30 protein-coding genes and 1 pseudogene are annotated in these 24,814 nt (G+C 71.0%); 22 read left to right on the top strand and 9 right to left on the bottom strand.

The features are described from left to right. Positions 1-158 precede the first annotated feature (158 nt). The 8 genes from ACFW9O_RS31865 to ACFW9O_RS31830 all read left to right on the top strand — a co-directional run bounded on the left by ACFW9O_RS31865 (position 159) and on the right by ACFW9O_RS31830 (position 5,584). Positions 159-1,076 carry an alpha/beta hydrolase gene (locus ACFW9O_RS31865; RefSeq protein ID WP_384614162.1) on the top strand — a complete coding sequence of 306 codons (918 nt, stop codon included), beginning with the start codon at positions 159-161 and terminating at the stop codon, positions 1,074-1,076. A gap of 41 nt (positions 1,077-1,117) precedes the next feature. Continuing rightward, positions 1,118-1,372 (top strand): MoaD/ThiS family protein, encoded by a 255-nt coding sequence (locus tag ACFW9O_RS31860; protein ID WP_351166650.1) that lies wholly within the window; start codon positions 1,118-1,120, stop codon positions 1,370-1,372. A gap of 10 nt (positions 1,373-1,382) precedes the next feature. After that, positions 1,383-2,705, top strand: coding sequence for a hypothetical protein (locus tag ACFW9O_RS31855; RefSeq protein ID WP_384614159.1), 1,323 nt, complete (start codon positions 1,383-1,385; stop codon positions 2,703-2,705). A 144-nt stretch (positions 2,706-2,849) separates the two neighbouring features. Next, on the top strand, positions 2,850-3,545 hold the full coding sequence (locus ACFW9O_RS31850; RefSeq protein ID WP_384614157.1) for a DUF2993 domain-containing protein: 696 nt from the start codon (positions 2,850-2,852) through the stop codon (positions 3,543-3,545). Between the two features lie 251 nt (positions 3,546-3,796). Then, positions 3,797-3,877 carry a putative leader peptide gene (locus ACFW9O_RS31845; RefSeq protein ID WP_350310325.1) on the top strand — a complete coding sequence of 27 codons (81 nt, stop codon included), beginning with the start codon at positions 3,797-3,799 and terminating at the stop codon, positions 3,875-3,877. Between the two features lie 150 nt (positions 3,878-4,027). Further along, a complete protein-coding gene (locus ACFW9O_RS31840) occupies positions 4,028-4,867 on the top strand; it encodes a sulfurtransferase (RefSeq protein ID WP_383187402.1) in 840 nt (279 codons plus the stop codon). A gap of 45 nt (positions 4,868-4,912) precedes the next feature. Then, positions 4,913-5,200: a DUF1416 domain-containing protein gene (locus ACFW9O_RS31835; RefSeq protein WP_014154938.1), complete on the top strand. Its 288-nt coding sequence runs from the start codon at positions 4,913-4,915 to the stop codon at positions 5,198-5,200. A gap of 9 nt (positions 5,201-5,209) precedes the next feature. Further along, complete coding sequence (locus tag ACFW9O_RS31830; protein ID WP_384614155.1) at positions 5,210-5,584, top strand: DUF3099 domain-containing protein; 375 nt, start codon at positions 5,210-5,212, stop codon at positions 5,582-5,584. Between the two features lie 20 nt (positions 5,585-5,604). On the opposite strand, the gene ACFW9O_RS31825 is transcribed toward ACFW9O_RS31830, so the two are convergent. After that, positions 5,605-5,967 carry a DsrE family protein gene (locus ACFW9O_RS31825; RefSeq protein WP_384614154.1) on the bottom strand — a complete coding sequence of 121 codons (363 nt, stop codon included), beginning with the start codon at positions 5,965-5,967 and terminating at the stop codon, positions 5,605-5,607. A 169-nt stretch (positions 5,968-6,136) separates the two neighbouring features. Between ACFW9O_RS31825 and ACFW9O_RS31820 the strand changes: the two genes are divergently transcribed. The 6 genes from ACFW9O_RS31820 to ACFW9O_RS31795 all read left to right on the top strand — a co-directional run bounded on the left by ACFW9O_RS31820 (position 6,137) and on the right by ACFW9O_RS31795 (position 11,077). After that, entirely contained in the window at positions 6,137-6,955 is an 819-nt protein-coding gene (locus ACFW9O_RS31820) for a hypothetical protein (protein WP_384614152.1), read from the top strand. After that, positions 6,952-7,764: a hypothetical protein gene (locus ACFW9O_RS31815; protein WP_384614151.1), complete on the top strand. Its 813-nt coding sequence runs from the start codon at positions 6,952-6,954 to the stop codon at positions 7,762-7,764. The genes ACFW9O_RS31820 and ACFW9O_RS31815 overlap by 4 nt, the downstream gene beginning before the upstream one ends. Continuing rightward, complete coding sequence (locus ACFW9O_RS31810; protein ID WP_384614149.1) at positions 7,761-8,708, top strand: hypothetical protein; 948 nt, start codon at positions 7,761-7,763, stop codon at positions 8,706-8,708. Before ACFW9O_RS31815 ends, ACFW9O_RS31810 begins: the two co-directional genes overlap by 4 nt. Positions 8,709-8,963: 255 nt before the next feature. Continuing rightward, positions 8,964-9,536 carry an FABP family protein gene (locus ACFW9O_RS31805; RefSeq protein WP_384614147.1) on the top strand — a complete coding sequence of 191 codons (573 nt, stop codon included), beginning with the start codon at positions 8,964-8,966 and terminating at the stop codon, positions 9,534-9,536. Between the two features lie 60 nt (positions 9,537-9,596). Continuing rightward, positions 9,597-10,091, top strand: a complete 495-nt coding sequence (locus ACFW9O_RS31800) for a Fur family transcriptional regulator (protein WP_384614145.1) — start codon at positions 9,597-9,599, stop codon at positions 10,089-10,091. A 20-nt stretch (positions 10,092-10,111) separates the two neighbouring features. After that, positions 10,112-11,077, top strand: a complete 966-nt coding sequence (locus tag ACFW9O_RS31795) for a YgfZ/GcvT domain-containing protein (protein WP_384614144.1) — start codon at positions 10,112-10,114, stop codon at positions 11,075-11,077. Positions 11,078-11,106: 29 nt separating this feature from the next. Here ACFW9O_RS31795 and dtd read toward each other — a convergent pair whose 3' ends face one another. Further along, positions 11,107-11,556 (bottom strand): D-aminoacyl-tRNA deacylase, encoded by a 450-nt coding sequence (gene dtd / locus ACFW9O_RS31790; RefSeq protein WP_384614142.1) that lies wholly within the window; start codon positions 11,554-11,556, stop codon positions 11,107-11,109. 115 nt (positions 11,557-11,671) lie between these two features. On the opposite strand from dtd, the gene ACFW9O_RS31785 reads away from it, so the two are divergent. The 3 genes from ACFW9O_RS31785 to ACFW9O_RS31775 all read left to right on the top strand — a co-directional run bounded on the left by ACFW9O_RS31785 (position 11,672) and on the right by ACFW9O_RS31775 (position 14,747). Continuing rightward, positions 11,672-12,358: an ABC transporter substrate-binding protein gene (locus ACFW9O_RS31785; RefSeq protein WP_384614140.1), complete on the top strand. Its 687-nt coding sequence runs from the start codon at positions 11,672-11,674 to the stop codon at positions 12,356-12,358. 54 nt (positions 12,359-12,412) lie between these two features. Beyond that, positions 12,413-13,381, top strand: coding sequence for an asparaginase (locus ACFW9O_RS31780; protein ID WP_384614139.1), 969 nt, complete (start codon positions 12,413-12,415; stop codon positions 13,379-13,381). A gap of 115 nt (positions 13,382-13,496) precedes the next feature. After that, the gene (locus tag ACFW9O_RS31775; protein ID WP_384614137.1) at positions 13,497-14,747 is read left to right on the top strand and encodes a GNAT family N-acetyltransferase; all 1,251 of its coding nucleotides are present in this window, start codon (positions 13,497-13,499) and stop codon (positions 14,745-14,747) included. A gap of 43 nt (positions 14,748-14,790) precedes the next feature. Here ACFW9O_RS31775 and ACFW9O_RS31770 read toward each other — a convergent pair whose 3' ends face one another. Next, on the bottom strand, positions 14,791-14,958 hold the full coding sequence (locus ACFW9O_RS31770) for a hypothetical protein (protein WP_384614135.1): 168 nt from the start codon (positions 14,956-14,958) through the stop codon (positions 14,791-14,793). 246 nt (positions 14,959-15,204) lie between these two features. Between ACFW9O_RS31770 and ACFW9O_RS31765 the strand changes: the two genes are divergently transcribed. From ACFW9O_RS31765 to ACFW9O_RS31755, 3 genes are all read left to right on the top strand, one after another. After that, entirely contained in the window at positions 15,205-16,074 is an 870-nt protein-coding gene (locus tag ACFW9O_RS31765) for a winged helix-turn-helix domain-containing protein (protein WP_384614208.1), read from the top strand. A gap of 100 nt (positions 16,075-16,174) precedes the next feature. Next, positions 16,175-16,969, top strand: coding sequence for an HAD family hydrolase (locus ACFW9O_RS31760; protein WP_384614133.1), 795 nt, complete (start codon positions 16,175-16,177; stop codon positions 16,967-16,969). An 88-nt stretch (positions 16,970-17,057) separates the two neighbouring features. Further along, positions 17,058-18,173 (top strand): phosphotransferase, encoded by a 1,116-nt coding sequence (locus tag ACFW9O_RS31755; protein WP_384614131.1) that lies wholly within the window; start codon positions 17,058-17,060, stop codon positions 18,171-18,173. On the opposite strand, the gene ACFW9O_RS31750 is transcribed toward ACFW9O_RS31755, so the two are convergent. After that, complete coding sequence (locus ACFW9O_RS31750) at positions 18,154-18,927, bottom strand: ABC transporter permease (protein ID WP_384614129.1); 774 nt, start codon at positions 18,925-18,927, stop codon at positions 18,154-18,156. The two genes, ACFW9O_RS31755 and ACFW9O_RS31750, sit on opposite strands and share 20 nt — an antisense overlap. Next, a complete protein-coding gene (locus tag ACFW9O_RS31745; protein ID WP_384614127.1) occupies positions 18,920-19,876 on the bottom strand; it encodes an ATP-binding cassette domain-containing protein in 957 nt (318 codons plus the stop codon). Before ACFW9O_RS31745 ends, ACFW9O_RS31750 begins: the two co-directional genes overlap by 8 nt. 98 nt (positions 19,877-19,974) lie before the next feature. On the opposite strand from ACFW9O_RS31745, the gene ACFW9O_RS31740 reads away from it, so the two are divergent. Further along, complete coding sequence (locus ACFW9O_RS31740; protein ID WP_384614126.1) at positions 19,975-20,769, top strand: TetR/AcrR family transcriptional regulator; 795 nt, start codon at positions 19,975-19,977, stop codon at positions 20,767-20,769. Between the two features lie 19 nt (positions 20,770-20,788). Further along, positions 20,789-21,442: a TetR/AcrR family transcriptional regulator gene (locus ACFW9O_RS31735; RefSeq protein WP_384614124.1), complete on the top strand. Its 654-nt coding sequence runs from the start codon at positions 20,789-20,791 to the stop codon at positions 21,440-21,442. An 18-nt stretch (positions 21,443-21,460) separates the two neighbouring features. On the opposite strand, the gene ACFW9O_RS31730 is transcribed toward ACFW9O_RS31735, so the two are convergent. The 4 genes and pseudogenes from ACFW9O_RS31730 to ACFW9O_RS31715 form a co-directional block, all read right to left on the bottom strand. Continuing rightward, positions 21,461-22,063: an HAD family hydrolase gene (locus tag ACFW9O_RS31730; protein WP_384614206.1), complete on the bottom strand. Its 603-nt coding sequence runs from the start codon at positions 22,061-22,063 to the stop codon at positions 21,461-21,463. Between the two features lie 39 nt (positions 22,064-22,102). Further along, positions 22,103-22,780, bottom strand: a pseudogene (locus ACFW9O_RS31725) (HAD-IA family hydrolase); the annotation flags it as partial. Continuing rightward, a complete protein-coding gene (locus tag ACFW9O_RS31720; protein WP_384614123.1) occupies positions 22,777-23,265 on the bottom strand; it encodes a TIGR03618 family F420-dependent PPOX class oxidoreductase in 489 nt (162 codons plus the stop codon). The gene ACFW9O_RS31720 and the pseudogene ACFW9O_RS31725, both read right to left, overlap by 4 nt. A 12-nt stretch (positions 23,266-23,277) precedes the next feature. Further along, positions 23,278-24,729: an MFS transporter gene (locus tag ACFW9O_RS31715; protein WP_384614121.1), complete on the bottom strand. Its 1,452-nt coding sequence runs from the start codon at positions 24,727-24,729 to the stop codon at positions 23,278-23,280. Positions 24,730-24,814: the final 85 nt, after the last annotated feature.

Genomic DNA, 24,814 nt, shown 5'->3' with positions numbered 1-24,814 from the left:
ACGTTCGCCCTGCGGCGGCCGTCATGCGGTTTTTACGGTGCGGCCCCGCGCCCCGGGACCGCTGAGCTTGTTGAAACGTCTCCGTAACAACGCGCGGAAAACACAAAAGGACCCGGGGGCAACTTTGCCCGGATCCTCTTCGCAGCAGAATAGCCCACATGAGTTCTGTGTCCGAGGGTCGATTCATGAGTTCTTTTGTTCCCTCGATCACGCCGACCGCCCGGCGCACGACATTGCTGACCGGTGACGGCGTCCGTATCGAGGCGGTGTACACGCCGTGTACGCGAGGTTCCGGGGCGGCCGTCGACGGGAGCTCCGCCGGTACGGCGGTCGTCGTCGCGCACGGCTTCACCGGCTCCGTCGACCGGCCGGCCGTGCGGCGCGCCGCCGAGGTGTTCGCCCAGCGTGCGGCTGTGATCACGTTCTCGTTCCGGGGGCACGGGAGGTCCGGCGGACGGTCCACGGTGGGCGATCGCGAGGTGCTGGACCTGGCCGCCGCGGTGGCCTGGGCGAGGTCCCTGGGGCACCGGCGGATCGTTACGGTCGGCTTCTCCATGGGCGGTTCCGTGGTGCTGCGGCACGCTGCTCTGTATACGGCGCAGGACGTAGCGGATTCGGTCGGGACGGGTTCCACGGCGGGAGCCGAACGGGTGGTCCAGCGCGCTGGGGCGCACGCGGGGCGCATTGAAGCGCACACGGACGCGGTGGTTTCCGTGAGCGCCCCCGCCCGCTGGTACTACCGGGGAACGGCTCCGATGCGGCGCCTGCACTGGGTGGTCACCCGCCCCGCCGGCAGGGTCGTCGGCCGCTACGGCTTCCGCACCCGGATCGACCGCAGGGACTGGGACCCGGTCCCGCTCTCCCCGGTCGAGGCGGTCCCGCTGATCGCAACGGCCCCGCTGCTGATCGTGCACGGCGACCAGGACCCGTACTTCCCGCTCGACCACCCGCGGATGCTGGCCGAGGCCGCGCGGGGCACGGCGGAGCTGTGGCTGGAGCGCGGGATGGGACACGCGGAGAACGCGGCGGACGAGAGCTTGCTCACCCGCATCGCCGACTGGACGGCGTCGGCGTGATTCATGATGGAGAGCTGACGCACGAGGAAAGAGGTGTCGCCATGGCAGCGGGGACGATCCGCTACTGGGCCGCGGCCAAGGCCGCCGCAGGAACCGCGGAGGAGCCGTACGCGGCGGCGACGCTGGCCGAGGCGCTCGACGGGGTACGGGAGCGGCACCCGGGCGAGCTGACGCGGGTACTGCGGAGGTGCTCGTTCCTGATCGACGGAAACCCCGTCGGGACCCGTGGCCATGAGACCGTACGGCTTGCCGAGGGCGGCACGGTCGAGGTGCTCCCGCCGTTCGCAGGAGGGTGAACCGCAGACCATGAGCAACAGTGATCAGCAGTATCCGTACGGGCAGCAGCCGTCCGAGTACGGGCAGCAGCCCTCTCCGTACGGGCAGCAGGCGCCGTACGGTGATCAGACGCCCTACGACGCCACCCCCTACGGCTCCGTGCCGTACGACGTCGCTCCGGACGGCTCCGGGTGGCCGGCCGGTCAGCCGGAGCAGCCGCCCGTGGCTCCCCAGGAGCCGGTGAACCCGCAGGGCGGTGTGCCCGGGCACGCCGACCAGGGTGCGACCCAGACGTGGCAGGGCCAGACCTGGGACACCCAGTACCAGCCGACGATCCGGCCGGAGCAGCAGGCCGCGTACCAGGCACCGCACGACGATCCCTACCAGCAGCAGGCGGCCTACCGGCCGGCCGCGCAGCCCGTACCGCAGCCGGCCCCGCAGTCCGGCTCGCAGTTCGCCTCGCAGAGCAGCACCTCCGGCTCGTACCCGCTGCCGCCCGAGGTCCCGTTCGTCCCCGAGGCCCCGGCCGGCCCGGCGGGTGCCCCCGCGCAGGGCGGCTCCGGCTACAGCGCGCCCACGACGCTGGGCAACAGCCGGATCACCGACGCCCAGCGGGCCCGCGCCGAGGGGCGTTCGCCGATCATCGCGCCCGGGATGCAGCCCGCCGCCGTCACGGCGGGCCTCGGCCTCCTGATCGCGCTCGGAGCCGCGATCGGGCCCTACGCCCTGCTCGTGCCGCTGGTCCTGCTCCAGGCCGTGACAGCCGCCGGCTGGTTCCGGCTCAACGGCATGTGGCCTGCCCGGCAGGGCATCGCACTCGCGTTCGCCGGTGGGTTCGTCGCGGACGTCGTCCTGCTCGTGGCGGGCCGGGACAACGCCCCGGCGGCCATCCTCGGCACGCTCGGCGTGTGGGTGCTGCTCACCCTCGTACTCCAGCTGCGCAGTCATGCCGGGGCCGACGAGCGGATGTACGGCCTGACCGCCACCGTCGCCTCGGCCGCTCTTGCGGTCCTGGCCGCCGGGCATCTCGCGGCTGCCCCGGACGCGGTGACGGTGGGCGGGATCGCGGTCGCGGTGGCCGTGCTCGTCAGGGCCCTTCCGCTGCCCGGCCCGGCGTCGGTCGTCGTCGCGCTCCTCGTCGCGGCGGGCGCCGGAGCCGCTGCGGGCGGGCTGACCGGTATCGGCACGCAGGGCGCGTTCCTCGGGCTCGCGGCCGGCGGCTGTGCGCTCATCGGGCTGCGGGTGGCGAGCTACGACTACCCGTCGAAGTTCGTGCACATGACGGCCGGAGTGGCGCTGCCGCTCACCGCCGCGGCCCCCGCCGTCTATCTGATCGGCCGTGCGATCGCCTGATGCCGTTCATGTCGCCCCTCCCGTCCCCGGTCGGGGGGAACCGGCCGGGCCCTTCGCTCGTCGATCACTCCGGGCGCGCCGCGCGGCGGCAGTAGGCTCACGGGCACGAGGGGTCCGGCCGGTCGGAGTGGGGGAACAACAGGCATGCGCGCACTGCGAATACTGCTGATCATGGCTGTGGTACTGGGTGGCATATTCGTCGCCCTGGACAGGGCGGCGGTGTACTTCGCGGAGTCCGAGGCCGCGGACCGAGTCTCGTTCGGTGGTGCGGAGACCGGTTCGACCGAGGTCGACATCAAGGGCTTCCCCTTCCTGACCCAGATCGCCGGATCGGAGCTCGACCAGGTCGACGTCAAGGTCAGCGGCGTACGGACCAGCGCGGGCGGCCGTTCGATATGGATCAGTGAGATCGAGGCCCAGCTGCACCAGGTGAAGCTCGGCGCCGGCTACACCAGCGCGACGGCCTCCCGGGCGACCGGGACGGCCGTCGTCTCGTACGCGGACCTCACCGAGGCGGCGGACGACGGTGTCACCGTCGCGTACGGCGGCAAGGGCAAGGTGAAGGTCTCCGGCTCCGTCGAGATCCCGCTGCTGGGCCGTTCGGTCTCGCGCAGCGTGCTCTCCACCGTCACGCTCGTCGACGGCGACACCGTCAAGGTGCGCGCGGACGAGGTGCCGGGTGAGGGCATCCCCGGTCTGGAGGAGCTGGTCCGCGAGAAGACCGACTTCCAGCGCGAGATCGGCGGTCTGCCTGCCGGGCTGAAGCTGGACAGGATCGAGGTGGCCGAGGACGGCCTGAAGATCTCGGTGACGGGCTCGGACGTCGAACTCGCCGGGTGACGGCCGCACTTGGAACAGCGGCGGATAGCCGCGGGCGGGACGGGGTAGGGGGACCCCGCGGGCGGATGTGACAGCCGATCCAGATACTGAGACGACCCCGTCCGACCCGTAGATGACTGTGCGGCCCGAACCGCCGGTACACCCGTCGGGCGCGCTCCCGATCGGTACCTCGTCTCGCATCGCGGACGATCGTGTCTCATCATCCGACACGACGGTGACATCTCCGCCCGTACCTCCCTACGATCGGACACATGAAGCGACAGGCGGACCTCACGAAGCGGCGGGCAGTAGACCTGTGCCGCGTCGCCGCCATGCTCTGTCGCACTTTCTGAGCGGGACGTTCTCCCGTTTCGCCCGGCCCTTCGACGATGTCAGGGCCGAACCCGTGCCGTCCCGTACGCGTCCGCTCCCAGCACCTGCGCGTACACCTCGCACTTCGCACACGCACCACCCCGCCGCAGACTGCCCCGGAGGAGAAACACATGAGCCGCGCAGACGTTCTGGTCGACGCCGACTGGGTCGAGGCCCACATCGACGACCCGCAGGTAGCCATCGTCGAGGTCGACGAGGACACCTCGGCGTACGAGAAGAACCACATCAAGAACGCGATCCGGATCGACTGGACGAAGGACCTCCAGGACCCGGTCCGCCGTGACTTCGTCGACCAGGCCGGCTTCGAGAAGCTCCTGTCCGAGAAGGGCATCGGGAACGACACCCTCGTCGTCCTCTACGGCGGCAACAACAACTGGTTCGCCTCGTACGCGTACTGGTACTTCAAGCTCTACGGCCACGAGAACGTCAAGCTGCTCGACGGCGGCCGCAAGAAGTGGGAGCTCGACTCCCGCGACCTGACCGACGCCGTCCCGACGCGCCCGGCCACCGAGTACAAGGCCAAGGCCCAGGACGAGTCGATCCGCGCCTACCGCGACGATGTCGTGAAGGCCATCGGCAGCCTGAACCTGGTCGACGTGCGGTCGCCCGACGAGTTCAGCGGCAAGCTGCTCGCCCCGGCGCACCTCCCGCAGGAGCAGTCGCAGCGCCCCGGCCACGTGCCGAGCGCCCGCAACATCCCGTGGTCGAAGAACGCCAACGACGACGGCACGTTCCGTTCGGACGACGAGCTCAAGGCGCTCTACGAGGACGAGCAGGTGGACCTGTCCAAGGACACCATCGCCTACTGCCGCATCGGTGAGCGCTCCGCGCTCACCTGGTTCGTGCTGCACGAGCTGCTCGGCCAGGAGAACGTCAAGAACTACGACGGTTCGTGGACCGAGTACGGCTCCCTCGTCGGTGTGCCGATCGAGCTCGGCGCCAACAAGTAAGTCCGCAGGACCTGATCAGCACCCCGACCAGAAGGACAGAACACCATGTGTGGAGCACAGGCCGGCGGCCCCGACGCTTCGACGATCAAGCCGGGCGAGACGACCATCCAGGGCAGTGTGACCCGTGACGGCGAGCCCGTCACCGGCTATGTCCGTCTGCTGGACTCGACCGGTGAGTTCACCGCGGAGGTTCCGACCTCGGCGACCGGACAGTTCCGCTTCTACGCGGCCGAGGGCACGTGGACGCTCCGCGCCCTGGTCCCGGGCGGCACCGCCGACCGCACGGTCGTGGCGCAGACGGGTGGCCTCGCCGAGGTCGCCATCGCCGTGTAGTTCACGCTCATGACCGGCCGGAGGGCCGCACCCCAGGGGGTTGGACGCCACCTGAGCAGGGGTGCGGCCCTTCGCGCCGTCCGGGCCACCGCCGGGCGGCCGGATCCGTTCTACGCTGGAGGCATGTACGCCCGACGCCGTCGCGCCTACTTCCTGCTGATGGGCGGATGCCTCGTCCTCTTCGTCTCCGCCTGGGCCTTCGTGCGCCTCTGGTCCGTCCCCGCGGCGGTCGGCATGTGCGTGGTCGCCATGGTCATCCCGCCCGTCGCGGCCGTGGTCGCCAACCGGCGGGGGCCGGAGGACCGTTGGTGGGACGATCCCTCCGGTGACCCGAAGTCGGACGAGTGGTGGGACGAACTCGACGACAAGAAGCGCCGCCGGTAGAGCCGCCCCGCTCCCGGCGATCAGTAGACGAGGGCCTGCGTGCCGTCCGTCATGGCCTCCTGCACGAACACCTGGGCACCCGCGATGCGTACGCCCTCCAGGACGTCCTTCTCCGTGATGTCGCGCCGTGCCGCGCACTGCGTGCAGAGCGTGATCCGGCCGCCGGCCATGATCGACTCGATCAGGTCGGGCAGCGGCGCGGCGTGCGGCAGTTCGAACTCGGCGGCACGACCCGGCAGCGCGAACCAGGCGGACTCGCCGGTCAGCCAGAGCGAGACCTCGACCCCACTGGCCACGGCCACGGCCGCCACGGTGAAGGCCTGGGAGCAGCGCTCGGCGGAATCGGCCCCGGCAGTCACCTTGATCACGAGCTTTTTCGACATGTACCGAACTGTAATCGTCGGGCGGGCAACCTCCCCCGGGACCTGTGGGTCAGTTGTGTGCGCAGGTAATGGAACCTGCGCCTCAGGTCTCTATGGGGGGACCCTTTTGGAAGCGAACGACACCGTTCCCGCAGTGCCTGCCGAGCCGGCAGCACCTGCAGGACCGGCAGTGCCTGCCGAACCGACAGCACCCGCAGCACCCGCCCTGCCCGCCGACGTCGCCGAGCCTTCCGCCCCGCCTGCCCCGGCCGTACGCGTACGCCCGCGCGGGCGTACGACCCTGCTGATCGCCGCCGCGGCGCTGCTCGGCGTCGCGGGCGGTACGGCTGTCGGCTACGGCGTCCAGGCCGAGCGTCCCCCGACGCCGCCGCCGACGCTGTCCCAGGCGAAGCTGGCCTACCCGGCGAAGTCGCTGCCCGCGGACAAGGTCCCGGCCCCCCTGCCCGCCTCGCAGGACCGCCAGGTACGGACGGACGGCGATCTGCGCAAGCTGATCGTGAAGCGGCCGGCCGGCTGGAGCGACGACAAGGACACGGACTGGCTGAACGACGGCTGGGTGAGCGTGGACAGTTACGCGCGGGACTTCGAGAACGAGGACTCCCAGCTCGAGTACCTCCTGGAGTCCGACGTCCGCCGGATCGCGGCCGCCGCCTGGAAGAAGGGCGCGCACCGCGAGGCCAACGTGCGGCTCGTCCAGTTCCGCTCCGGTGCGTTCGCCGAGGCGGCGTCGTACGCCGACGGCCAGCGCTCGTACATGTCCTCGAAGGAGCGCGGCGCCGGCAACGACGGCGATCCGGTCAAGGGCAGCGGCAGCGGCCGCTACTACGTGTACGCCGTCGACCGGGAGCCCGGCTACATGCCGTTCTACCGCGCCAGGGCCGTCATGCACCGCGGCGACATCATGATCGAGATCAATGTGTTCGACACCGAGCCGATCAGCAAGAAGGACATCCGGACGCTGGCCGAGCGACAGCTGGAGCTCCTGTGAACGACGTCATCCCGCCCGCCGCCGACGCGCCCGAGGCGCTTCCGCCCCAGGACGCCCCGGCACGACCGGGGAAGGTCCGCAGGATCCTTCTCACCGCGCTTCCCGCCGTCCTGGTGATCGGTGCCGTCGGCGGCGCGGCCGCGTACACGACGATCACGGTCGACGGCGCGGACCGGTCCGTGGAGACGACCGTCTGGGACGGGGCCGATCGCGGACCCCTCAAGGACCCGGCGGCCGACACCGTGCGGGGCCGGGCCGACACCGAGCTCAGCAAGCTGATGCTGCCCGTTCCCGCCGGCTACCGGCTCGGACCCGATGTCGAGGATCTCGGCAACGACGGCGAGGTCAGCGGCAAGGAGGCCGCCGCCGCGATGAAGCAGTCCAACCGCGGTCTCGCGGGCAAGCAGCGCCGGGAGTTCGACAAGCGGGTGGACAAGCTCCGCGTGCAGGGCTTCGCCGCCCGTTCGTACGTGTCGGAGTCCAACGACCTGGTCGTGAACACCCAGATCATGCGGATGAAGGACAAGAAGGCCGTCCGGGATCTCTACACCTTCAAGAAGGGGCTCTTCGAAGCCATCGGGATCTTCCGCGACGGGCCGAAGATCAAGGGCCAGACGCGTAAGGCCACGTGCTTCCTGCTGCCCAAGGACAGCAAGGACAAGCTCGAGAACATGGTCTGCATGGCGTACGAGGGCGAGCTGGGCATCAGCGTCTCGGCGGCCGGCATCAAGCCCTTCGACAAGGCAGCCGTGGCCGAACTGCTGAAGGACCAGCTGGAGCACATCACGTCCCCGGGGGAGTACATATGACCGAGAAGACGGCGGAACCGACCGACGAGGCCGCTCCCGCGCCCGCTGCGGACCTCCCCCCGCTGCCCCCGCCTCCGGTGCCGCAGGGCCTGCCCTCGCAGGACCTTCAGCAGCAGGCACCGCAGCAGGACCTCGCACAGCAGGACCTTGCACAGCCGGACCTCGCGGAGCACCTCCCGCCCGCCCCGCCCCGGCCGCCGCGCCGGGTGCTGCGGGCCGTCGCACGCTGGACCGCCGCCGTGCTGGTCCTCGGGGGTCTCGGCACGGGCACGGCCCTGGGCATCACGTCGATGGAGCGCACCGACGTACCGGGACTGGCCACCGAGGACGACGGGCGCTGGGACTACCCCCGGCTGACCCTGCCCGCCCTCCCGGCCGACGCGCCCCGCCCGTTCAGCGACGCCAACACCGCGGAGGTCCACCACGCGGACCTGCGGCGCCTCCTCCTGCCGGCTCCGGCCGGTGCGAAGGTGAAGGCCGACGGCTGGGTCACCACCGCGCAGTACGTCTCCGAGTACCCGAAGGACGACCGGGCGGAGCTCACCCAGCGGCTGGACGACTCCGCCCTGCGGCACATCGCGGCCCGCAGCTGGACCATGCCGGACGGCACGTCGTCCCGGGTCTACCTGCTCCAGTTCAACTCGGTCGCGTACTCGACCGAGTTCCAGGACGAGCTCTTCGGGAGCGAGTCGTACCCGCAGCCGCTCGCCGGGCTCACCGATGTCGCCACCGACGACGAATGGCCGGGCACGGGCGGGGTGGAGTACACCACTCCCCGCGTGTACTCCGAGGCGAAGCCGTACGGCTCGGAGCAGGTCCGCCACGCGTACGTGCTGGCCGGGGACACGGTCGCCCTCGTCGTCCACGCGCGAAAGGGGGCGGCGGGCACGGAGACCGTTCCGTTCCACCAGACCGTGGCCCTGCAGAACCAGCTGCTGGGCTGACCGCGCCCGGGGGAAACCCCGGACCGCCGTGCCGGGCCCCCACCCATTAGGCTGGGGGCCCGGTCCTGTACTGCCGTCACGTCGTTAGTCCCGAGGAGCTCCCCGTGCTTGAGGCATTCTTCTCCGCCCTGCTGATCCTGGTCTGCGTCGGCGTGCTCGCCTTCTCCGTACTGACCGTGAAGAAGCTCTACCAGGGCCAGCGCTGACCCTCGCCGAACACCTGCCCGTACACCTCACAGATCGACTGAGCCGCTCATGATCGAGATTCCGTCCGACCTCCACCCGGACCTCGTGCCGCTGGCCTTCCTCCTCGGCAACTGGGCGGGTGCGGGCGTCTCCGACTTCCCCGGCGCCGAGAAGTGCAACTTCGGCCAGGAAGTCACCTTCAGCCACGACGGCCGGGACTTCCTCGAGTACGTCTCGCACTCCTGGGTGCTGGACGCCGACGGCAAGCAGGTCAGGCCGCTGGAGACCGAGTCCGGCTACTGGCGCGTCGACAAGGACCGCAAGGTCGAGATCGTCATGGTCCGCGACCAGGGCATCGTCGAGATCTGGTACGGCGAGCTGGCCAAGCAGAAGCCGCAGATCGACCTGGTCACCGACGCGGTGGCCCGCACCGCGGCCTCCGGCCCGTACAGCGGTGGCAAGCGGCTCTACGGCTATGTGAACAGTGACCTGATGTGGGTCGGCGAGAAGGCCACCCCGGATGTGGAGCTGCGGCCGTACATGTCGGCGCACCTGAAGAAGGTCGTCACTCCGGAGGAGGTCGCCGAGATGGCGAGGGGCCTCGGGGACCTGCCGGACGACGGCATCGCCTTCTTCAAGTAGGAGCTGACCGGCTTTCCGGCACAGACGTGCCGGTGCCCGGCCCCGCCCTACACTGGGCCTGTGGTGAGCACCGACTGGAAGACCGATCTTCGGCAGCGTGGCTACCGGCTGACGCCGCAGCGTCAGCTTGTCCTGGAGGCGGTCGACCGGCTGGAGCACGCGACGCCCGACGACATCCTCTGCGAGGTGCGCAGGACCGCGTCGGGCGTGAACATCTCCACCGTCTACCGGACCCTGGAGCTCCTGGAGGAGCTCGGGCTCGTCAGCCACGCGCACCTGGGGCACGGGGCCCCGACGTACCACCTGGCCGACCGCCACCACCACATCCACCTGGTCTGCCGGGACTGTACGAACGTCATCGAGGCCGACGTCGACGTGGTCGCCGACTTCACGGCGAAGCTCCGCGGCGCGTTCGGCTTCGAGACCGACATGAAGCACTTCGCGATCTTCGGCCGGTGCGCGGACTGCGCGGCGAAGGCGGCGGACGGGGCGAACGGGGCGGAGGCCGGCCCCGAGGGGGCCGCTCCGGCGGAGGCACCCCGAAGCGAGCCGTAGCCGAGTCGTACGCTGGTCGCATGAAGAGCCCCTTGCTGTCCCTGCCCGGCGCCGTCCCCGCCGAAGGGCGCGACGAAGGCGTCGCCGCGCACTACGGCGACCTGTTCCGCGAGCAACGCGCGCTTGCCGACGGCCGCGGCCTCGTCGACCTCTCGCACCGGGGCGTCGTCACCGTCACCGGCGACGACCGGCTGGCCTGGCTGCACCTGCTGCTCACCCAGCACGTCAGCGACCTGGCGCCGAACCAGGCGACCGAGGCGCTGATCCTCTCCGCCAACGGGCACATCGAGCACGCCCTCTACCTCGTCGACGACGGCACGACGGTGTGGGCGCACGTCGAACCGGAGACGCAGGGTGAGCTGATCGCCTACCTGGAGTCGATGAAGTTCTTCTACCGGGTCGAGGTCGCCGACCGCACCGAGGACTTCGCCGTCGTCCATCTGCCGGCCGGTTCCATCGCCGAGGTCCCGGACGGCGTCGCCGTGCGGGAGACGCCGCACGGCCGTGACCTCTTCCTGCCGCGTGCCGACCTGGAGACGTACGCCGCCGCGAACGGTCCCGCCGTCGGCATCCTGGCGTACGAGGCGCTGCGCATCGAGTCGCACCGCCCGCGCCTCGGCTTCGAGACCGACCACCGGACCATCCCGCACGAGCTGGGCTGGATCGGCACCGCCGTGCACCTGCAGAAGGGCTGCTACCGGGGGCAGGAGACGGTCGCCCGTGTCCACAACCTGGGGAAGCCGCCGCGCCGCCTCGTCTTCCTGCACCTGGACGGCAGCGAGGTGTTCCTGCCCGGCCACGGAACGCCGGTCCGGCTGGCCGCGGACGGGGAGGAGGGCCGTCAGCTCGGCTTCATCACCACGTCGGCCCGCCACCACGAGCTGGGTCCGATCGCCCTGGCGCTGGTGAAGCGGAACGTGGCCGTGGACGCGGAACTGATGGCGGGTGACACCGCCGCGGCCCAGGAGACGGTCGTCGAGCCGTAGACCCCCTACGCGTGGCTGTCCACCCGCTGCTACACGTCGATCAGTACGGTGAACGGGCCGTGGTTCGTGAGCGAGACGCGCATGTCCGCCCCGAAGCGGCCCGTCTCCACCCGGGCGCCGAGCGCGCGCAGCTGCGCCACCACCTCGTCGACCAGCGGTTCGGCGACCTCGCCGGGGGCGGCGGCGTTCCAGGTGGGCCTGCGGCCCTTCCTCGCGTCCCCGTAGAGGGTGAACTGCGAAATGACCAAAAGCGGTGCATTCACGTCCGAGCAGGACTTCTCGCCCTCCAGGATCCGCAGGGTCCAGAGCTTGCGGGCGAGCTGCGCCGCCTTCTCCGCGGTGTCCCCGTGAGTGACCCCCACCAGCACACACAGTCCCTCGCCGACGATCTCACCGACGGTTCCCGTCCCCGACGGATCGTCGGAGGTCCCCGCGACGGCGACGCTGGCGCCGTCCACTCTCTGTATCACTGCACGCATACAGACCAACCTATCTTGGGCTGAACGGGTACAGAGCACCTGCGTGAGCACCGTGCGTAGTGGCACGATGCACGATGTCGGTGTGCCGACGCACCGGTCGAGGGGACGGAACATCATGACCACACATGGAACCGGGCCATCACCCGGAGTCGTACCGGTGACACGTGCTGCCGGTACCGTGCGCCCGCCCGTACAGCGGACCGGCGCGTCGCCCGTACCGGGCCCGTTGCCCGTGCAGCTGCCCACGACGATGACCGGACCCCTGTCCGTACCGGGGCAGACGGGGAGCGGCGGGGCCGGGGAAGGGCTCGCCTCGGTGCGTCCGCAGCCCGAGTTCCGCGGACTGAGGCTGCCGGAACTGCGCACGCTCCGCCGTGACGCGCAACGCGACGAGGCGGACCTGAGTTACGTACGCCGTCTGGTCCAGGGCCGGATCGACATCCTGCGCGCCGAGCTCGCGGGCCGTTCCGGGCCGGAGTCGCCGGTGGTGGACCGGCTCTCGGAGATCCTCGCCGACACCCCGTCCGTCCACCGCTCCTCGGCGCGGCACGTCACCCTCACCACACCGCGCAGCGACGAGTACCGGCAGCTGGCCGCGGACACACTCGCCGAGGTCGAGCTGTCCGACCTCGACGCCCGGACGGACGAAGAGCTGCTCACCGCGATGGGACGGCTCGTCCGCTACGAACAGCAGGTCTCCCGGCGCCGGCACCGGCTCCAGCGCACCGTGGACGATTGCAGTGCGGAGATCGCCCGCAGGTACCGTGACGGAGAAGCACAAGTAGACGATCTGCTCGCCTGAAGCGACCCTTCCGGGGGCAGGTCCCGCCCCGCCCCCGGAAGGCCACTCGCCACCATGACCTCCATATCCCCCGCCGCGTCCCCCGCGCTCCCGGTTCTGGCCGAGGTCGTACGGTCCGGTTTCACCGAGGGCCACCACCGGGGATCGCTGGTCGTGCTGGCCGCCGACGGACGTGTCGAGTACGCGCTCGGAGACCCGGCGGCCCCGGTCTTCCCACGCTCCTCCAACAAGCCGATGCAGGCCGCCGCGATCCTGCGGGCGGGGCTGGACCTCTCGGGGGAGCGGCTGGCACTGGCCGCCGCGAGCCACTCCGGGGAGGACTTCCACCTCGACCTCGTCCGCACGATGCTCTCCGAGCACGGACTGAAGCCGGACGACCTCCAGACCCCGCCGGACCTTCCGCTGGACCCGGTGGAGGCGGAGGCGTACCTCGCCGCGGGGCGGGTGCGGGAGCCGCTGACGATGAACTGCTCGGGCAAGCACGCGGCGATGCTCGCCGTCTGCGTGCAGAACGGCTGGGACACCTCGACGTACCTCGACCCCGCGCATCCCCTGCAGCAGCTCGTCGGCCAGGTGGTCGCGGAAGCGGCGGGCGAGCCGGTCGCGGCGGTCGGCACGGACGGCTGCGGGGCCCCGCTGATGGCGATCGGCCTGGTGGGCCTGGCCCGCGCGTTCCGTACGTTCGTCCTGGCGGAGCCCGGCACGGCGGAGCGCCGGGTCGCGGACGCGATGCGGGCGTACCCGGAGTACGTCGCAGGGACGCGCCGCCCGGACACCTGGCTGATGCGCGAAGTGCCCGGAACCCTCTCGAAGATGGGCGCCGAGGCGGTCCAGGCGGTGGCGCTCCCGGACGGCAGGGCCATGGCCTTCAAGATCGACGACGGCTCGACGCGGGCGCTGGGCCCGGTGCTGGCCCGTGCGCTGGACATGCTCGGCGTCGACGCCCCGGTGGTGTCCCGCATCGGCAGGGCACCGCTGCTGGGCGGCGCCGCGGAGGTCGGCCGGATCCGCGCGGCGTTCTGAGCGATGTTCTGCGGGGCGTTCTGCGAAGCGTTTGCGGGGCGTTCTGAGGGGCGGGCCGTCGAGAGGGCCGAAATCCGCGCGACATTCCCGACACGGTGTGCCTAGCGTGGTGGGCATGAGCCCCGAACTCCGTACCGTCACCGAGTCCGAGTACCCCGACTGGCTGCGCGCCGTGAACAACGGGTTCCTGCGGCCGCTCGCGGACACGGAGCAGGAGATCGCGGAGCGTCTGGCGCACACCGATCTGTCCCGTGTCCAGGGAGTGTTCGACAACGGGCGCTGTGTGGCCACGTTCCTTTCCTTCTCCCAGGAGCTGACCGTCGTGGGCGGAGCCACGGTGCGGGCCGACGCGGTCTCCGCCGTGACGGTGACGGCCACGCACCGCCGCCGCGGACTGCTCCGCCGGATGATGGCCGCAGACCTGGCGGCGGCGAAGGAGCGCGGCGACGTGGTCGCCTCGCTCATCGCGGCCGAGTACCCGATCTACGGGCGGTACGGCTTCGGACCGGCGACCTGGACCACCGAGTGGGAGATCGACGTCCCCCGGGCGGGCCTGGACCCGCACCGGCCCGCCCTCTCCGAGGCGGACGGCGGCAGCGTGGCGCTCGTCGACGGCGCGGACGTACGCAAGCTGGGTCCCGAGCTCCATGCCCGTCTGGCGGCCCGGCAGCCGGGCATCGTCAGCCGCGACCAGCGCTGGTGGGACTGGCACACCGGCGTCGGCGTACCGGCGCACGAAGCGTGGACGGAGCCGTTCTACGGGGTGTACCGCACGGCGGACGGTGAGGTCGACGGGCTGGTCGTCTACCGTGCCGGCACCGAATGGAGCGACTCGAACCAGCCGCACAACAAGGCCACCGTCTCCGGCCTGATCGCCGTGACCCCGGCGGCGGAACGCGCCCTGTGGAACTACGTCTGCTCGATCGACTGGATCACCACGGTCCGCACCGGCAACCGCGCCCCCGACGACCTGCTCCCCCTGCTCCTCCCGGACCCCCGGGCGGCCCGCACCGTGACGCAGGCGGACTGGCTCTGGCTGCGCCTCCTGGACGTACCCCGGGCCCTGGAGGCCCGCACGTACGCGACCGAGGCGACGCTGGTCCTGGACGTCCGCGACCAAACGGGGCCGGCGGCAGGCCGTTTCCTGCTGGACGTCTCCCCGTCCGGCGCCTCCTGCACCCCGACGACCCGGAGCGCCGACCTCGCTCTGGACGTACGGGAGCTGGCGTCGCTGTACCTGGGCGACGAGTCGGCGCTGCGGCTCGCCGCACTGGGCAGGGTGGAGGAGAACCGGGCGGGGGCCGTGGCGACGGCGGAGACGGTGTTCCGTACGGCGCGGCGGCCGTGGTGCCCGGATGTGTTCTGAAGGATTCTGAGAGCTTCGGATGCGCCCGGGCGGTCCGGGTCCTCTAGAGGGCCGCGCCCACCACGAGCACGGCCAGCAGCACGGCGCCGGCAGTGGTGCACTGCTCGCTGCCGGACTTCCAGCCTCCGACGAGCAACGAGACGGCGACGGTGCTCATGACGCCGAATTTCCACTCCAGATACCGCTCGAGGAAGAAGATGAGTACGGGCATGGCGGTCCCTCCTGAGGAGGTGGGGAGCGAAGGCTCCGGGAAGCGGCCGATGCGCGAGCTGCATCCGTACGGCGGTGGACGGACTCAGCGATGAACGTGCCCTGTACGAGAGGATGTTGGCGAAGTTGGTTGCCAACTTACTTATAGTTGTCCCCACTTGGTGCGAGGAGATAACCAACTTGGGAACAAGTTCCGTTAGATGGCAAGAAGTTGTAGCGTTCTGTTGTGACCCCTGAGCGCAGAGCTATGAACGGCACCACGAAGCCCTCCTCCGAAGAGGTGGCGGACGTCCTGCGGGAGCGGATCCGCACCGGCGTACTCAAGACCGGCGCACACATGCCGACGCAGGCGCAGCTCGTCGAGGAGTTCGGCGTCGAACGTGGCGCGATCCGCCGGGCGGTGGAGCATCTGAAGGCCGAGGGGATGCTCACCGCGGTCACCCGGGGCGCCCCGCCGCGCATCGCGGGTCCTCCGTCCGTCGGCGGCGAGGCGGACGACGCCGAACCCCAGCAGACGGCGGCCGTCCTGGGGCCGAAGATCCTGGCGGCCTTCGGGGCGCCCGAGGTGCGGATCGACGCGCTCTGCCTCACGGCGGAATCCCTCTCGCTCGCCCTGGCGGAGCCCTTGCAGCGGATCCGGTCCGGCCGACTCAAGCCGCGCTCGGTGAAGGTGCGCATCCTGCTGCCGGACCGCCACCTGGATCTGGCGTTCCCCCGGCCCGCCGATGACGCCGAGGACGCCGCACAGGTCCATGAGCGCTGGCTGAACCTGCGCAACATCCAGGGCGCCGCCCTGCGGCACAACCTGCTGGCGATGCGCAGCACGCTCCATCTCGACGTCGAAGTGACCTTCCGGGCGCTGCCGTTCACCCCGCCCGTCAAGATCTACCTGCTGAACGACTCCGAGGCGCTGTTCGCGTACTACACCGTCACCCGGCGCCAGGAGCAGATCGACGGCAGTCCGGTCGAGCTCTTCGACGTCCTGGGGAGCGACTCGACGCTCTTCATGTTCAACGGTGACGGCGGGGTGCGGGACGAGGCATTCGTCGCGCAGTCGTCGATGTGGTTCGAGGGCCTCTGGACCACCGTGGCGACCGATCTGAACCTGGAGCCCTGATACGGGGATCGTGTGTTCACCGAGTTCTGCCGCGAGGGGCGCGGGCAGTATGGGGAGGCGAAGTGCCGGCCCCGGCCCGCGCCCCGACGGACGGAGCGACGTGATTCAACCGCACGCGACCGACCCGCATGCCCTCCTTTCATCCGCCGCATGCGTTCTCTTCGACTTCGACGGCCCCATGTGCCGGCTGTTCGCCGGCCATTCGGCCGAGGGGGTCGCGCAGAGGCTCTCCGGGAGGCTGGCGGCATTCGACGATGATCCGGTGTCGGTGTCGGTGGCCGCGAGCGTGCGGGACGCCGACCCGATCGGAGTGCTCCTGGCGGTCCGCAAGCATCGCCCGGACGACCGCGTGCTGATGGCTGTGCTGGACGAGCAGCTCACCGAGGAGGAGGTCGTGGCGGCGGGAAGAGCCACTCCGACCCCGGGCGCCGCTGAGCTCGTCCGGGCCCTGGCGGGTGCCGGTACGCGCCTTGCGGTGACCACCAACAACTCACCCGCGGCGGTGACCTCCTATCTCGCCCGGGAGGGTCTCGGCCCGTTGTTCGACGGACACATACACGGCCGCAGCCCGGACCCGGCCCTGCTCAAGCCGGACCCGGACTGCCTGTACCGCGCGCTCCGGACGACCGGGGTGGACGCCGGGGACGCACTGATGATCGGCGACTCGCCCGCCGACTGGCTGGCGGCCAACAAGGCCGGAATTCCCTTTCTCGGCTACGCGGAGAACGCCCGGAAGTACAGGGAACTGCGCGACGCGGGAGCGGAGGTGAGCGTCTCCACGCTCGAAGGGCTCGCCCGTGCGGCCGGTTCCCCGCGCGAGCGCAACACCAGCGTTGCTCGAACGGCGGCGGCGAGTGTTCGATGCGAAATCACCCGTCCGGAAACGACCGAGTGACGACGATGTCAATTTCCCCCGCCCCGGACGATCAGCACGGTACCTTCCTCGTCAGTTCCGGAGTTCCGTACCCACGAGGCCGCCATCCATGACAGTCCACACAGAGTCCGTAGTCCGCCGGACGGCGGCGGGGAGAGCCGGGCTGGACTACGACGACAGCGCGATCGAGGGCCCGCTCCAGGGGTACCACCACGAGACCTACGTCATTCCGCTTCCGCCCAGCAGTGACCCAGGTGCGCAGCCCAGGCGAGGCAAGGTGCGGGAGCCGCGTCCCGGTCTGTTCTGGTACGACCGCCGGTGCTTCCGGTCCGAGGAGCTCTTGTTGCGGGCCCTTCAGGGGCGGGTGCGGAGGATTCCGGAAATCATCGAGGCCGATGAGGCCGGGCTGCAGGTCTTCATCGAGGGACGCACGTTGGGCCAGGGGGTGCTGCCCAGCGGGCCGTTGTCCCCCCGGCACCGCAGGCAACTCAGCGAGCTCTTCGGTGAGTTGGCGGCGGTCAAGACGGACGAGATCGACATCGAGCGGATCTGCAGTCCGAAGGACCGGCCCGCGGACGGCGACAGTGCCGGGTTCCTGGTCAGCCTGATCGCGTTCACCCAGGAGCGGGTCTACCGGGAGCACGGCGCCCCGTACCACGGGCTGTTCGGACGGCTGGGTGTGAGTGACGCCGCACTGGAGAGGCTGAAGAGCAGGGCGCGGGGGCTGGGGTCCCGGCCCTTCGTGCTTGTCCACGGTGATCTGCACCGGGCGAACTTCATCGTGGATCTCCGCGGTGACCTGTGGACCATCGACTGGGAACTCGCCATGATCGGCGACCCGCTCTACGACCTGGCGACGCATCTGCATCTGATGCGCTACGAGGACGAGGAGCGGGAGGAGATCTGCGGGATCTGGGAGGCGGCGGTCGAAGCGGCCCGGCCGGACGCCACTTCGGGGTGGCGGCGGGATCTGCCCGTGCTGCTCGCCTACAAGCGTGCCCAGTCGGTGTACACGGACGTCATCCGAGGGGCGCTCGTGCTGGAGGAGCCGGCGGGCGGGCCGAACCGGCACCTGCTCCGGGGTGTGGCCGAGCAGGTCCATCAGGCGTTGGCGGCCGCGCAGCCGCTGTTCGGGGAGCAGGCCGCCCCCACACCGGGGCAGGTCATGGATGCCTACGAGGAGTGGTTCGGGTCGCGCCCCGCCGTCACCGCGTCCGCATCCTGAAGAGCACCCCCGAGAGCCCCACCGCCAGCGCCAGGATCCCCGTAGCCCACGCGAGCGCGATCCACGGGGTGTTGCCCACCGGCTGGTTCACCAGGAGGCCGCGCAGGGATTCGATGGCCGGGGTGATCGGCTGGTGGTCGGCGAAGCCGTGGAGCCAGCCGGGCATGCTGTCGACCGGGACGAACGCGCTGCTCGGGTACGGCAGGAACGACATGAAGAAGGTGAATCCGCCGGCCGCCTCCGGGGTGCGGGCGAGGAGGCCGATGGCCGCCGAGATCCAGGACAGCGCCGTGATGTAGGCGAGGAGCACGGCGGCGACGGCCGCCCAGCCGGCCGGGGTGGCCGCCGGGCGGAAACCGATCAGGACGGCGACGCCGAACACGAGGGTGGTGGAGACCAGATTGCGTACGGTGCTTGCCACGACGTGCCCGGCGAGTACCGGCGTGCCGCCGACGTCCAGGGAGCGGAAGCGGTCGATGATGCCGCCCTTCATGTCCTCGCTCACGGCGACCGCCGTGGTGGAGGCGCCGAATCCCGCGCACAGGAGCAGGACTCCGGGGACGACGTACATGACGTACGAGTCGTAGGCGGCCCCCGTGTCGATCGCGCCGCCGAAGAAGTAGACGAAGATCAGCATCAGCATGATCGGCAGCATCATCGAGGTGATGACGGCGTCGACGTTGCGGCGGCTGATGCGCAGGCTGCGGCCGGTCATGACCGCGGCGTGGGTCAGGACTCCGGGTGCGTCAGACATGGGCCGGTGCCTCCGTGGTCTGTGCGGTGAGGGCCAGGAACACGTCGTCGAGGGTCGCGCTGTGCACGGAGAAGCGGTCCACGTCCGTGCGGTGCGGGTCGATCTCGTCGAGCAGTGCGCGGACATGAGCTGCGGTGCCGTCGGTGGGCAGGCCCAGGGTCAGCGTCCCGGGGGAGTGGTGGACGGCGGCGGTGGCGAGCCGGAGGTAGGCCGCGCGGCTGGTGAGGACCACGTCGAGGCGGTGGCCGGAGGTGTGCGACTTCAGCGTGTCCGGGGTGCCTTCGGCGACGATCCGGCCCTTGTCCAGTACGGCGATGCGGTCGGCCAGCCTGTCGGCCTCCTCCAGGTACTGGGTGGTGAGCAGCACCGCGGCCCCCCGGTGCGCGAGGTCGCCGACGACCTGCCAGAGCTCCCGGCGGCTGCGCGGGTCGAGGCCCGTGGTGGGCTCGTCGAGGAAGAAGACGCCGGGCTCGGGCGAGCCGACCAGTCCCGCCGCGAGGTCGAGGCGGCGCCGCATGCCCCCGGAGTACGTACGGGTAAGGCGGCGGGCGGCGTCGGTGAGGCCGAAGCGGACGAGGAGCTCCTCGGCCCGCTGCCTGGCCTGTGTGCGCGAGAGGCCTGCGAGTCTCGCCGTCATCCGCAGGTTCTCCTCGCCGGTCTGGGTCTCGTCGACGGAGGCGAACTGTCCGGTGAGGCTGATCGCGCGGCGCACGCGGCTCCGGTCGGCGACGACGTCGTACCCGGCGACGCGTGCCGTGCCGGAGTCGGCGGTGGTGAGGGTGGCGAGGATGCGTACGGCCGTGGTCTTGCCCGCGCCGTTGGGGCCGAGCAGTGCGAGGACGGAGGCGTGGGCGACCTGGAGGTCGATGCCGTCCAGGACGCGGATCCGGGCGTTCGGTCTTCCGTAGGACTTCGTGAGGCCGTGGGCCTCGATCATTGCGCCGGGCATGGGAGTCCACCCTTCTGCGTATGGCATACGCGTTACTGCGTAAGCATTACGCAAACCTAGGATGAAGGTCAAGGCGGGACTGGGAGAGGCGGCTTCGGGTGACGGAGAAGAACGACACATCGGGCGGCACGGGCCTCCCGGCCAGCATCGAGGCCGCCTGGGGTCTGCGGGACCGCCCGGTCAAGGGGCCGAAGCCCGGGCTGACCCTGGAGCGCATCGTCGCCGCGGCCGTCGCCGTGGCGGCCTCGGAAGGGCTCGCGGCCGTCTCGATGGGGCGGGTCGCCAAGGACCTCGGCGCGTCCACGATGTCGCTCTACCGGTACGTCTCCGCGAAGGAGGAGCTCTACCTCCTGATGCAGGAGGCGGCCATGGGCGAGCCCCCGCCGCTGCCCGCCCTGGAGGCGGGGGAGGGCTGGCGGGAGGCGATCAGCCAGTGGGCATGGGCCCAGCGGGAGATGTTCCACCGCAACCTGTGGGCGCTGCGCATGCCGATCTCGGGCCCGCCCGCCAGCCCGAACTCGGTGGCCTGGTGGGAGCAGGGCCTCCAGGCGCTGGAGAGCAGCGGACTGAGCGAGGGCGACAAGATCTCCACCATCCTCCTCGTCTCCGGTTTCGTACGGAACGAGGCGCTGCTGATGAGCGATATCGCCGCGGCCGTCGCGGCGAAGGGCGTGCCCGCCGACGAGGTGATGGCGCGGTGGGAGCGGACCATGGGCCGGCTGGTCGATCCCGTACGGCATCCCGCGCTCACCCGGCTGATGGGCAGTGGTGTCATGAGCGAGCCGGACGACCCCGACTACGAGTTCGTGTTCGGACTCGCACGGCTGCTCGACGGAACCGAGGCCCTGGTCCGGCGGCGGCGCACGGAGGGTCAGGACATCAAGTCCGGTTGAGGTCCGGGGCGTACGCTTCATGGTCATGAGCGGAGAGAAGACCGGCCCGGCGGCGCTCGCGCCCACAGGTCTGCGCGAGCGCAAGAAGCAGCTGACCTGCGAGGCGGTCTCCGATGCCGCGATCGAGATGTTCCTGGAGCGGGGCTTCGCCAAGGTCTCCGTGGCCGAGGTGGCGGCTGCGGCCGACATCTCCAAGCCGACGCTGTTCCGGTACTTCCCGGCCAAGGAGGACCTGGTGCTGCACCGGTACGCCGCGCACGAGGACGAGGCGGCCCGGGTGGTCTCCGGCCGGGCCCCGGGCGAATCGCCCCTCGCCGCGCTGCGCCGTCACCACCTGGACGGTCTCGACCGGCGCGACCCGGTGACGGGGCTCTGCGACACCCCGGCCGTGCTGGCGTTCCACCGGCTGCTGTACGGCACCCCGTCCCTCGTCGCCCGGTTGCACACGTACCGGGGGCGTTCCGAGAAGGCGCTCGCCCGCGCCCTGGGCAACGGGATGCCGGCGCGGCTCGCGGCGGGGCAGATCGTCGCCGTCCTGCGGATCCTCGCCGAGGGGAACTGGCGGCGGATCGACGCCGGGGAGAGCGCGGGCCAGGTGTACGGGGGCGCGGTGGCGGCGGCCGAGAACGCCTTCGTCCAGCTGAGGACGGGGCTGGAGCAGGTCAGCCGCTGACGGGGTGCCCCTCGTCGCTCACGCGTCCGCCGGGGTGAGGGCGAACCCGAACGGGCCGTGCAGATCCGCCGGTTCACGGAACAGCACCCCCGTCATCCCGAGGGCGACGGCGGCGTCGATGTTCTCCTGGCGGTCGTCCACGAAGAGGCACCGGTCCAGCGGCACCCCCGCGCGTGCGGCGGCGATCCGGTAGATCTCCGGGTCGGGCTTCGCGATGCCCTCCACGGCGCTGCTGACGACGTGGTCGGCCAGGTCGCCGAGCCCCAACGCGGCGAGGTCGTCCTCCAGTCGGAGGGTCGCGTTGGTGACCAGGACGAGCGGCACCCGGGCTCTGACCCGTCGCAGCAGGGCCACGACCTCCTCGTCCGCCCGGAACGGCGCCCGGGCGAGTGCCCGGCCCAGCTCACGGGCCCGGGTCTCGTCCACCCGGCCGGCGAGTCCGGACACGATGGCCTCGACCCACTCGTCCGGGGAGATCCGGCCCAGGAGCAGCGGGAGGTCGGTCGCCGGTGCGTACGCGATGTCCTCGGTGGTGCCTTCCGGGAGGCCCGCGGCCCGTTCCAGCGAGGTCAGGTGAGTCGTGTCGTAGAAGCGGATGACGTTGTCGAGGTCGCACAGCACCGCGTCACAGGGCCGGTCGGCCGGTTCCGGCGCGTCGGCGGAAGCGGAGGCGAACGCGAGGATGTCGCGTACCGCGTCGCCCAGGGCGGCGAAGCGCCGGTGCGCGCCGGACCGGGTGCCCGGAGCGGCCGGGCCCGCCTGGGCGCCGTCGGCCGCCGGGGCGTTCACCGACCACACCGTCATCCCGGCCCGCAGCCCCGCCTGCACCCCGGATGGGGCGTCCTCGATCACCAGGCAGTCCTCCGGCCGGGCTCCGAGCCGCTCGGCCGCCAGCAGGTACGGCGCCGGGGACGGTTTGCCCTCCCGCACCGACGCGGCGTCCACGATCACCTCGGGCACCGGCAGTCCCGTACGGGCGAACCGGCCGCGGACCCGGTGCTCGTAGTTGGACGTGACCAGGGCCCAGGAGCCGGTGGGAAGGGCGGTCAGCAGCGCCGCGGCACCGTCGAACGCGGTGTAGTCGCCGGTACGGACGTCGTCGTCCTCCAGTTCGTGCAGAAGGTCCAGGCAGACGCGCGGATCACGGTCCGGGGCGACCTCGGCGAAGGTCTCCACGGGCCGTGTGCGCAGCGCCGTCCGGTAGACCTCGTCGGGGTCGAGGCCGTGCCGCAGCGCCCAGGTGTTCCAGACCTCGCGCTGGTTGTCGAGCGCGTCGATCAAGGTGCCGTCGACATCGAACAGCACGTACTTTCCGGGCACCTGCATGGCCGGTCTCATTCCGCCGCGGGGATGTCCAGGGCCGTTCCGTACAGGCGGGAGACCCGGAGGCGGATCACCACGCGGCGTTCCGCCACGACCTGCGCCAGGAAGGCGGCCTCGTCCGCCGGGTCGTCGAAGCCCGGCGTCAGGGAGAGTAGTTCACGGCCGATCGCGTCACCGGCCACCACCGACTCCCGCGACACCTCCGCCTCGCCCTCGGCCACCGCGAACGACCATTCGTCGCCGCCCCGGACGTGCAGCGAGGCGCGCGGATTCCGGCGCAGCATGCGCGACTTCAAGCGGTCGGCGGTGGTGGAGACGCGTACCGTGCGGTCCTCGCTGTTCCAGCGGTACAGCACGGTCGACAGGTGCGGGTGCCCGGTGGCGCGGACGGCGGCGAGCACGCCGAACGGCTGCTCCCGCAGGATTCGGGAGAGCTCCTCGTCGGTGAGGACGCGGGGCGCGGGGCCGCTCTTCGGCTTCGATGTCCCGACCGGGTTCATGGAATTCACCTTTCAGGGACGGGCGGCCGTGGATGCGGGGCGCAGGACGAGGAGTGCGAGAGCGAAGGCGGCGACGAGCAGGCCCGTACCGACGGCGAAGGCCAGTTGGTAACCACCGGTCAGCGCGTCGGCCCTGCTGTGGCCTTCGGTCAGCAGCCGCTCACTTCGGCCCGCCGCGAGTGTGGACAGCACCGCGACGCCGACGGCCATGCCGATCTGCTGCGTGGTGTTGAAGACGCCCGAGGCGAGCCCGGCGTCGTCGTCCCCCGCGCCGGACATGCCGAGCGCCGTCAGTGCCGGGAGGGCGAGCCCGAAGCCGGCGGCCAGGAGCATCACGGGGAGGAGGTCGGTCACGTACTGCGCCTGTACGGGAACCCGGGTGAGGAGTCCGAGGGCGCCGATCAGCAGCAGGATGCCGGCCAGCAGGACGGCGCGTTCACCGAACCGGGCGTTCAGCCTCGCCGAGACGCCCAGCGACACGGCTCCGATGACCGCGGCGGCCGGAAGCATGGCGAGACCGGTCTCGGCGGCGCCGTACCCGAGCACGTTCTGCAGGAACAGCGCGACGAGGATCTGGAACGAGAACAGGGCGGCCACCATGAGCACCTGGACCAGGTTGGCCCCGGCCACGCTGCGGGACCGGAAGATCCGCAGAGGCATGAGCGGCGTCCGGGCGGTGGCCTGGCGGACGACGAACCCGACGAGGAGTACGAGGGTGAGTGCGCCGAGGCCGAGTATGGGTGCGGAGGTCCAGCCGTACTCCTCGACCTTGACCACGGTGTAGATGCCGAGCATCAGACCCGCGGTGACGAGGGCCGCGCCCAGGACGTCGGCGCCGGCAGCGAGCCCGATGCCGCGGTCGGAGGGCAGGACGCGGCGGGCGATCAGGAGGGCCGCGACGCCGATCGGCAGGTTGATGAAGAAGATCCAGTTCCAGGCGAGCGCGTCGGTGAGGCCGCCGCCGAGCACCTGTCCGATCGACGCTCCCGCCGCCCCGGTGAACGAGAACACGGCGATGGCTCGGGCGCGTTCCCGTTGTTCGGTGAACAGGGTCACGAGGATGCCGAGGCCGACGGCGGAGGCCATCGCGCTGCCGATGCCCTGCAGGAACCTGGCGGCGACCAGCATCCCGGGGGTCGCTGCCGCGCCGGCCAGCAGGGAGGCCGCGGTGAAGACCACGGTCCCGGCGACGAACATGCGCTTGCGGCCGATCAGATCACCGAGCCGGCCCGCCAGCAGGAGCAGGCTGCCGAACCCGATCAGATAGGCGTTGACCACCCAGCTGAGGCCGGCGGAGGTGAATCCGAGGTCGCGCTGGATGGCGGGCATCGCCACGGTCACGATCGAGCCGTCGAGGGTCATCATCAGCATCCCGGAGGCGATCACTCCGAGGGCCAGTCGGCGGGTGCGGGCGTCGGTGGGCCCGGCGGTATCGCACGGCGGAAGGGGCGCAGTGGCAGTCATCGGTCTTCTCCTGTCGGAACGGGTCGACAGGAATGACCGTAGCAGATGGTTTTGTTGCAGACTATATTTAACGGCCCTACCGGAT

The organism is Streptomyces sp. NPDC059499, from assembly GCF_042749285.1.
In the GTDB taxonomy this organism is placed as follows: domain Bacteria; phylum Actinomycetota; class Actinomycetes; order Streptomycetales; family Streptomycetaceae; genus Streptomyces.
Note: the sequence above shows the minus strand (reverse complement) of the source record. Positions and strands in the feature narration are given on the sequence as shown.

What these genes read in the sequence shown, in the direction of transcription:
- ACFW9O_RS31865 (WP_384614162.1), top strand. Translation starts at nt 159, where the DNA reads ATGAGTTCTGTGTCCGAGGGTCGATTCATGAGTTCTTTTGTTCCCTCG.
- ACFW9O_RS31860 (WP_351166650.1), top strand. Translation starts at nt 1,118, where the DNA reads ATGGCAGCGGGGACGATCCGCTACTGGGCCGCGGCCAAGGCCGCCGCA.
- ACFW9O_RS31855 (WP_384614159.1), top strand. Translation starts at nt 1,383, where the DNA reads ATGAGCAACAGTGATCAGCAGTATCCGTACGGGCAGCAGCCGTCCGAG.
- ACFW9O_RS31850 (WP_384614157.1), top strand. Translation starts at nt 2,850, where the DNA reads ATGCGCGCACTGCGAATACTGCTGATCATGGCTGTGGTACTGGGTGGC.
- ACFW9O_RS31845 (WP_350310325.1), top strand. Translation starts at nt 3,797, where the DNA reads ATGAAGCGACAGGCGGACCTCACGAAGCGGCGGGCAGTAGACCTGTGC.
- ACFW9O_RS31840 (WP_383187402.1), top strand. Translation starts at nt 4,028, where the DNA reads ATGAGCCGCGCAGACGTTCTGGTCGACGCCGACTGGGTCGAGGCCCAC.
- ACFW9O_RS31835 (WP_014154938.1), top strand. Translation starts at nt 4,913, where the DNA reads ATGTGTGGAGCACAGGCCGGCGGCCCCGACGCTTCGACGATCAAGCCG.
- ACFW9O_RS31830 (WP_384614155.1), top strand. Translation starts at nt 5,210, where the DNA reads ATGACCGGCCGGAGGGCCGCACCCCAGGGGGTTGGACGCCACCTGAGC.
- ACFW9O_RS31825 (WP_384614154.1), bottom strand. Translation starts at nt 5,967, where the DNA reads ATGTCGAAAAAGCTCGTGATCAAGGTGACTGCCGGGGCCGATTCCGCC.
- ACFW9O_RS31810 (WP_384614149.1), top strand. Translation starts at nt 7,761, where the DNA reads ATGACCGAGAAGACGGCGGAACCGACCGACGAGGCCGCTCCCGCGCCC.
- ACFW9O_RS31805 (WP_384614147.1), top strand. Translation starts at nt 8,964, where the DNA reads ATGATCGAGATTCCGTCCGACCTCCACCCGGACCTCGTGCCGCTGGCC.
- ACFW9O_RS31795 (WP_384614144.1), top strand. Translation starts at nt 10,112, where the DNA reads ATGAAGAGCCCCTTGCTGTCCCTGCCCGGCGCCGTCCCCGCCGAAGGG.
- dtd (WP_384614142.1), bottom strand. Translation starts at nt 11,556, where the DNA reads ATGCGTGCAGTGATACAGAGAGTGGACGGCGCCAGCGTCGCCGTCGCG.
- ACFW9O_RS31785 (WP_384614140.1), top strand. Translation starts at nt 11,672, where the DNA reads ATGACCACACATGGAACCGGGCCATCACCCGGAGTCGTACCGGTGACA.
- ACFW9O_RS31780 (WP_384614139.1), top strand. Translation starts at nt 12,413, where the DNA reads ATGACCTCCATATCCCCCGCCGCGTCCCCCGCGCTCCCGGTTCTGGCC.
- ACFW9O_RS31775 (WP_384614137.1), top strand. Translation starts at nt 13,497, where the DNA reads ATGAGCCCCGAACTCCGTACCGTCACCGAGTCCGAGTACCCCGACTGG.
- ACFW9O_RS31770 (WP_384614135.1), bottom strand. Translation starts at nt 14,958, where the DNA reads ATGCCCGTACTCATCTTCTTCCTCGAGCGGTATCTGGAGTGGAAATTC.
- ACFW9O_RS31765 (WP_384614208.1), top strand. Translation starts at nt 15,205, where the DNA reads ATGAACGGCACCACGAAGCCCTCCTCCGAAGAGGTGGCGGACGTCCTG.
- ACFW9O_RS31755 (WP_384614131.1), top strand. Translation starts at nt 17,058, where the DNA reads ATGACAGTCCACACAGAGTCCGTAGTCCGCCGGACGGCGGCGGGGAGA.
- ACFW9O_RS31750 (WP_384614129.1), bottom strand. Translation starts at nt 18,927, where the DNA reads ATGTCTGACGCACCCGGAGTCCTGACCCACGCCGCGGTCATGACCGGC.
- ACFW9O_RS31745 (WP_384614127.1), bottom strand. Translation starts at nt 19,876, where the DNA reads ATGCCCGGCGCAATGATCGAGGCCCACGGCCTCACGAAGTCCTACGGA.
- ACFW9O_RS31735 (WP_384614124.1), top strand. Translation starts at nt 20,789, where the DNA reads ATGGTCATGAGCGGAGAGAAGACCGGCCCGGCGGCGCTCGCGCCCACA.
- ACFW9O_RS31720 (WP_384614123.1), bottom strand. Translation starts at nt 23,265, where the DNA reads ATGAACCCGGTCGGGACATCGAAGCCGAAGAGCGGCCCCGCGCCCCGC.
- ACFW9O_RS31715 (WP_384614121.1), bottom strand. Translation starts at nt 24,729, where the DNA reads ATGACTGCCACTGCGCCCCTTCCGCCGTGCGATACCGCCGGGCCCACC.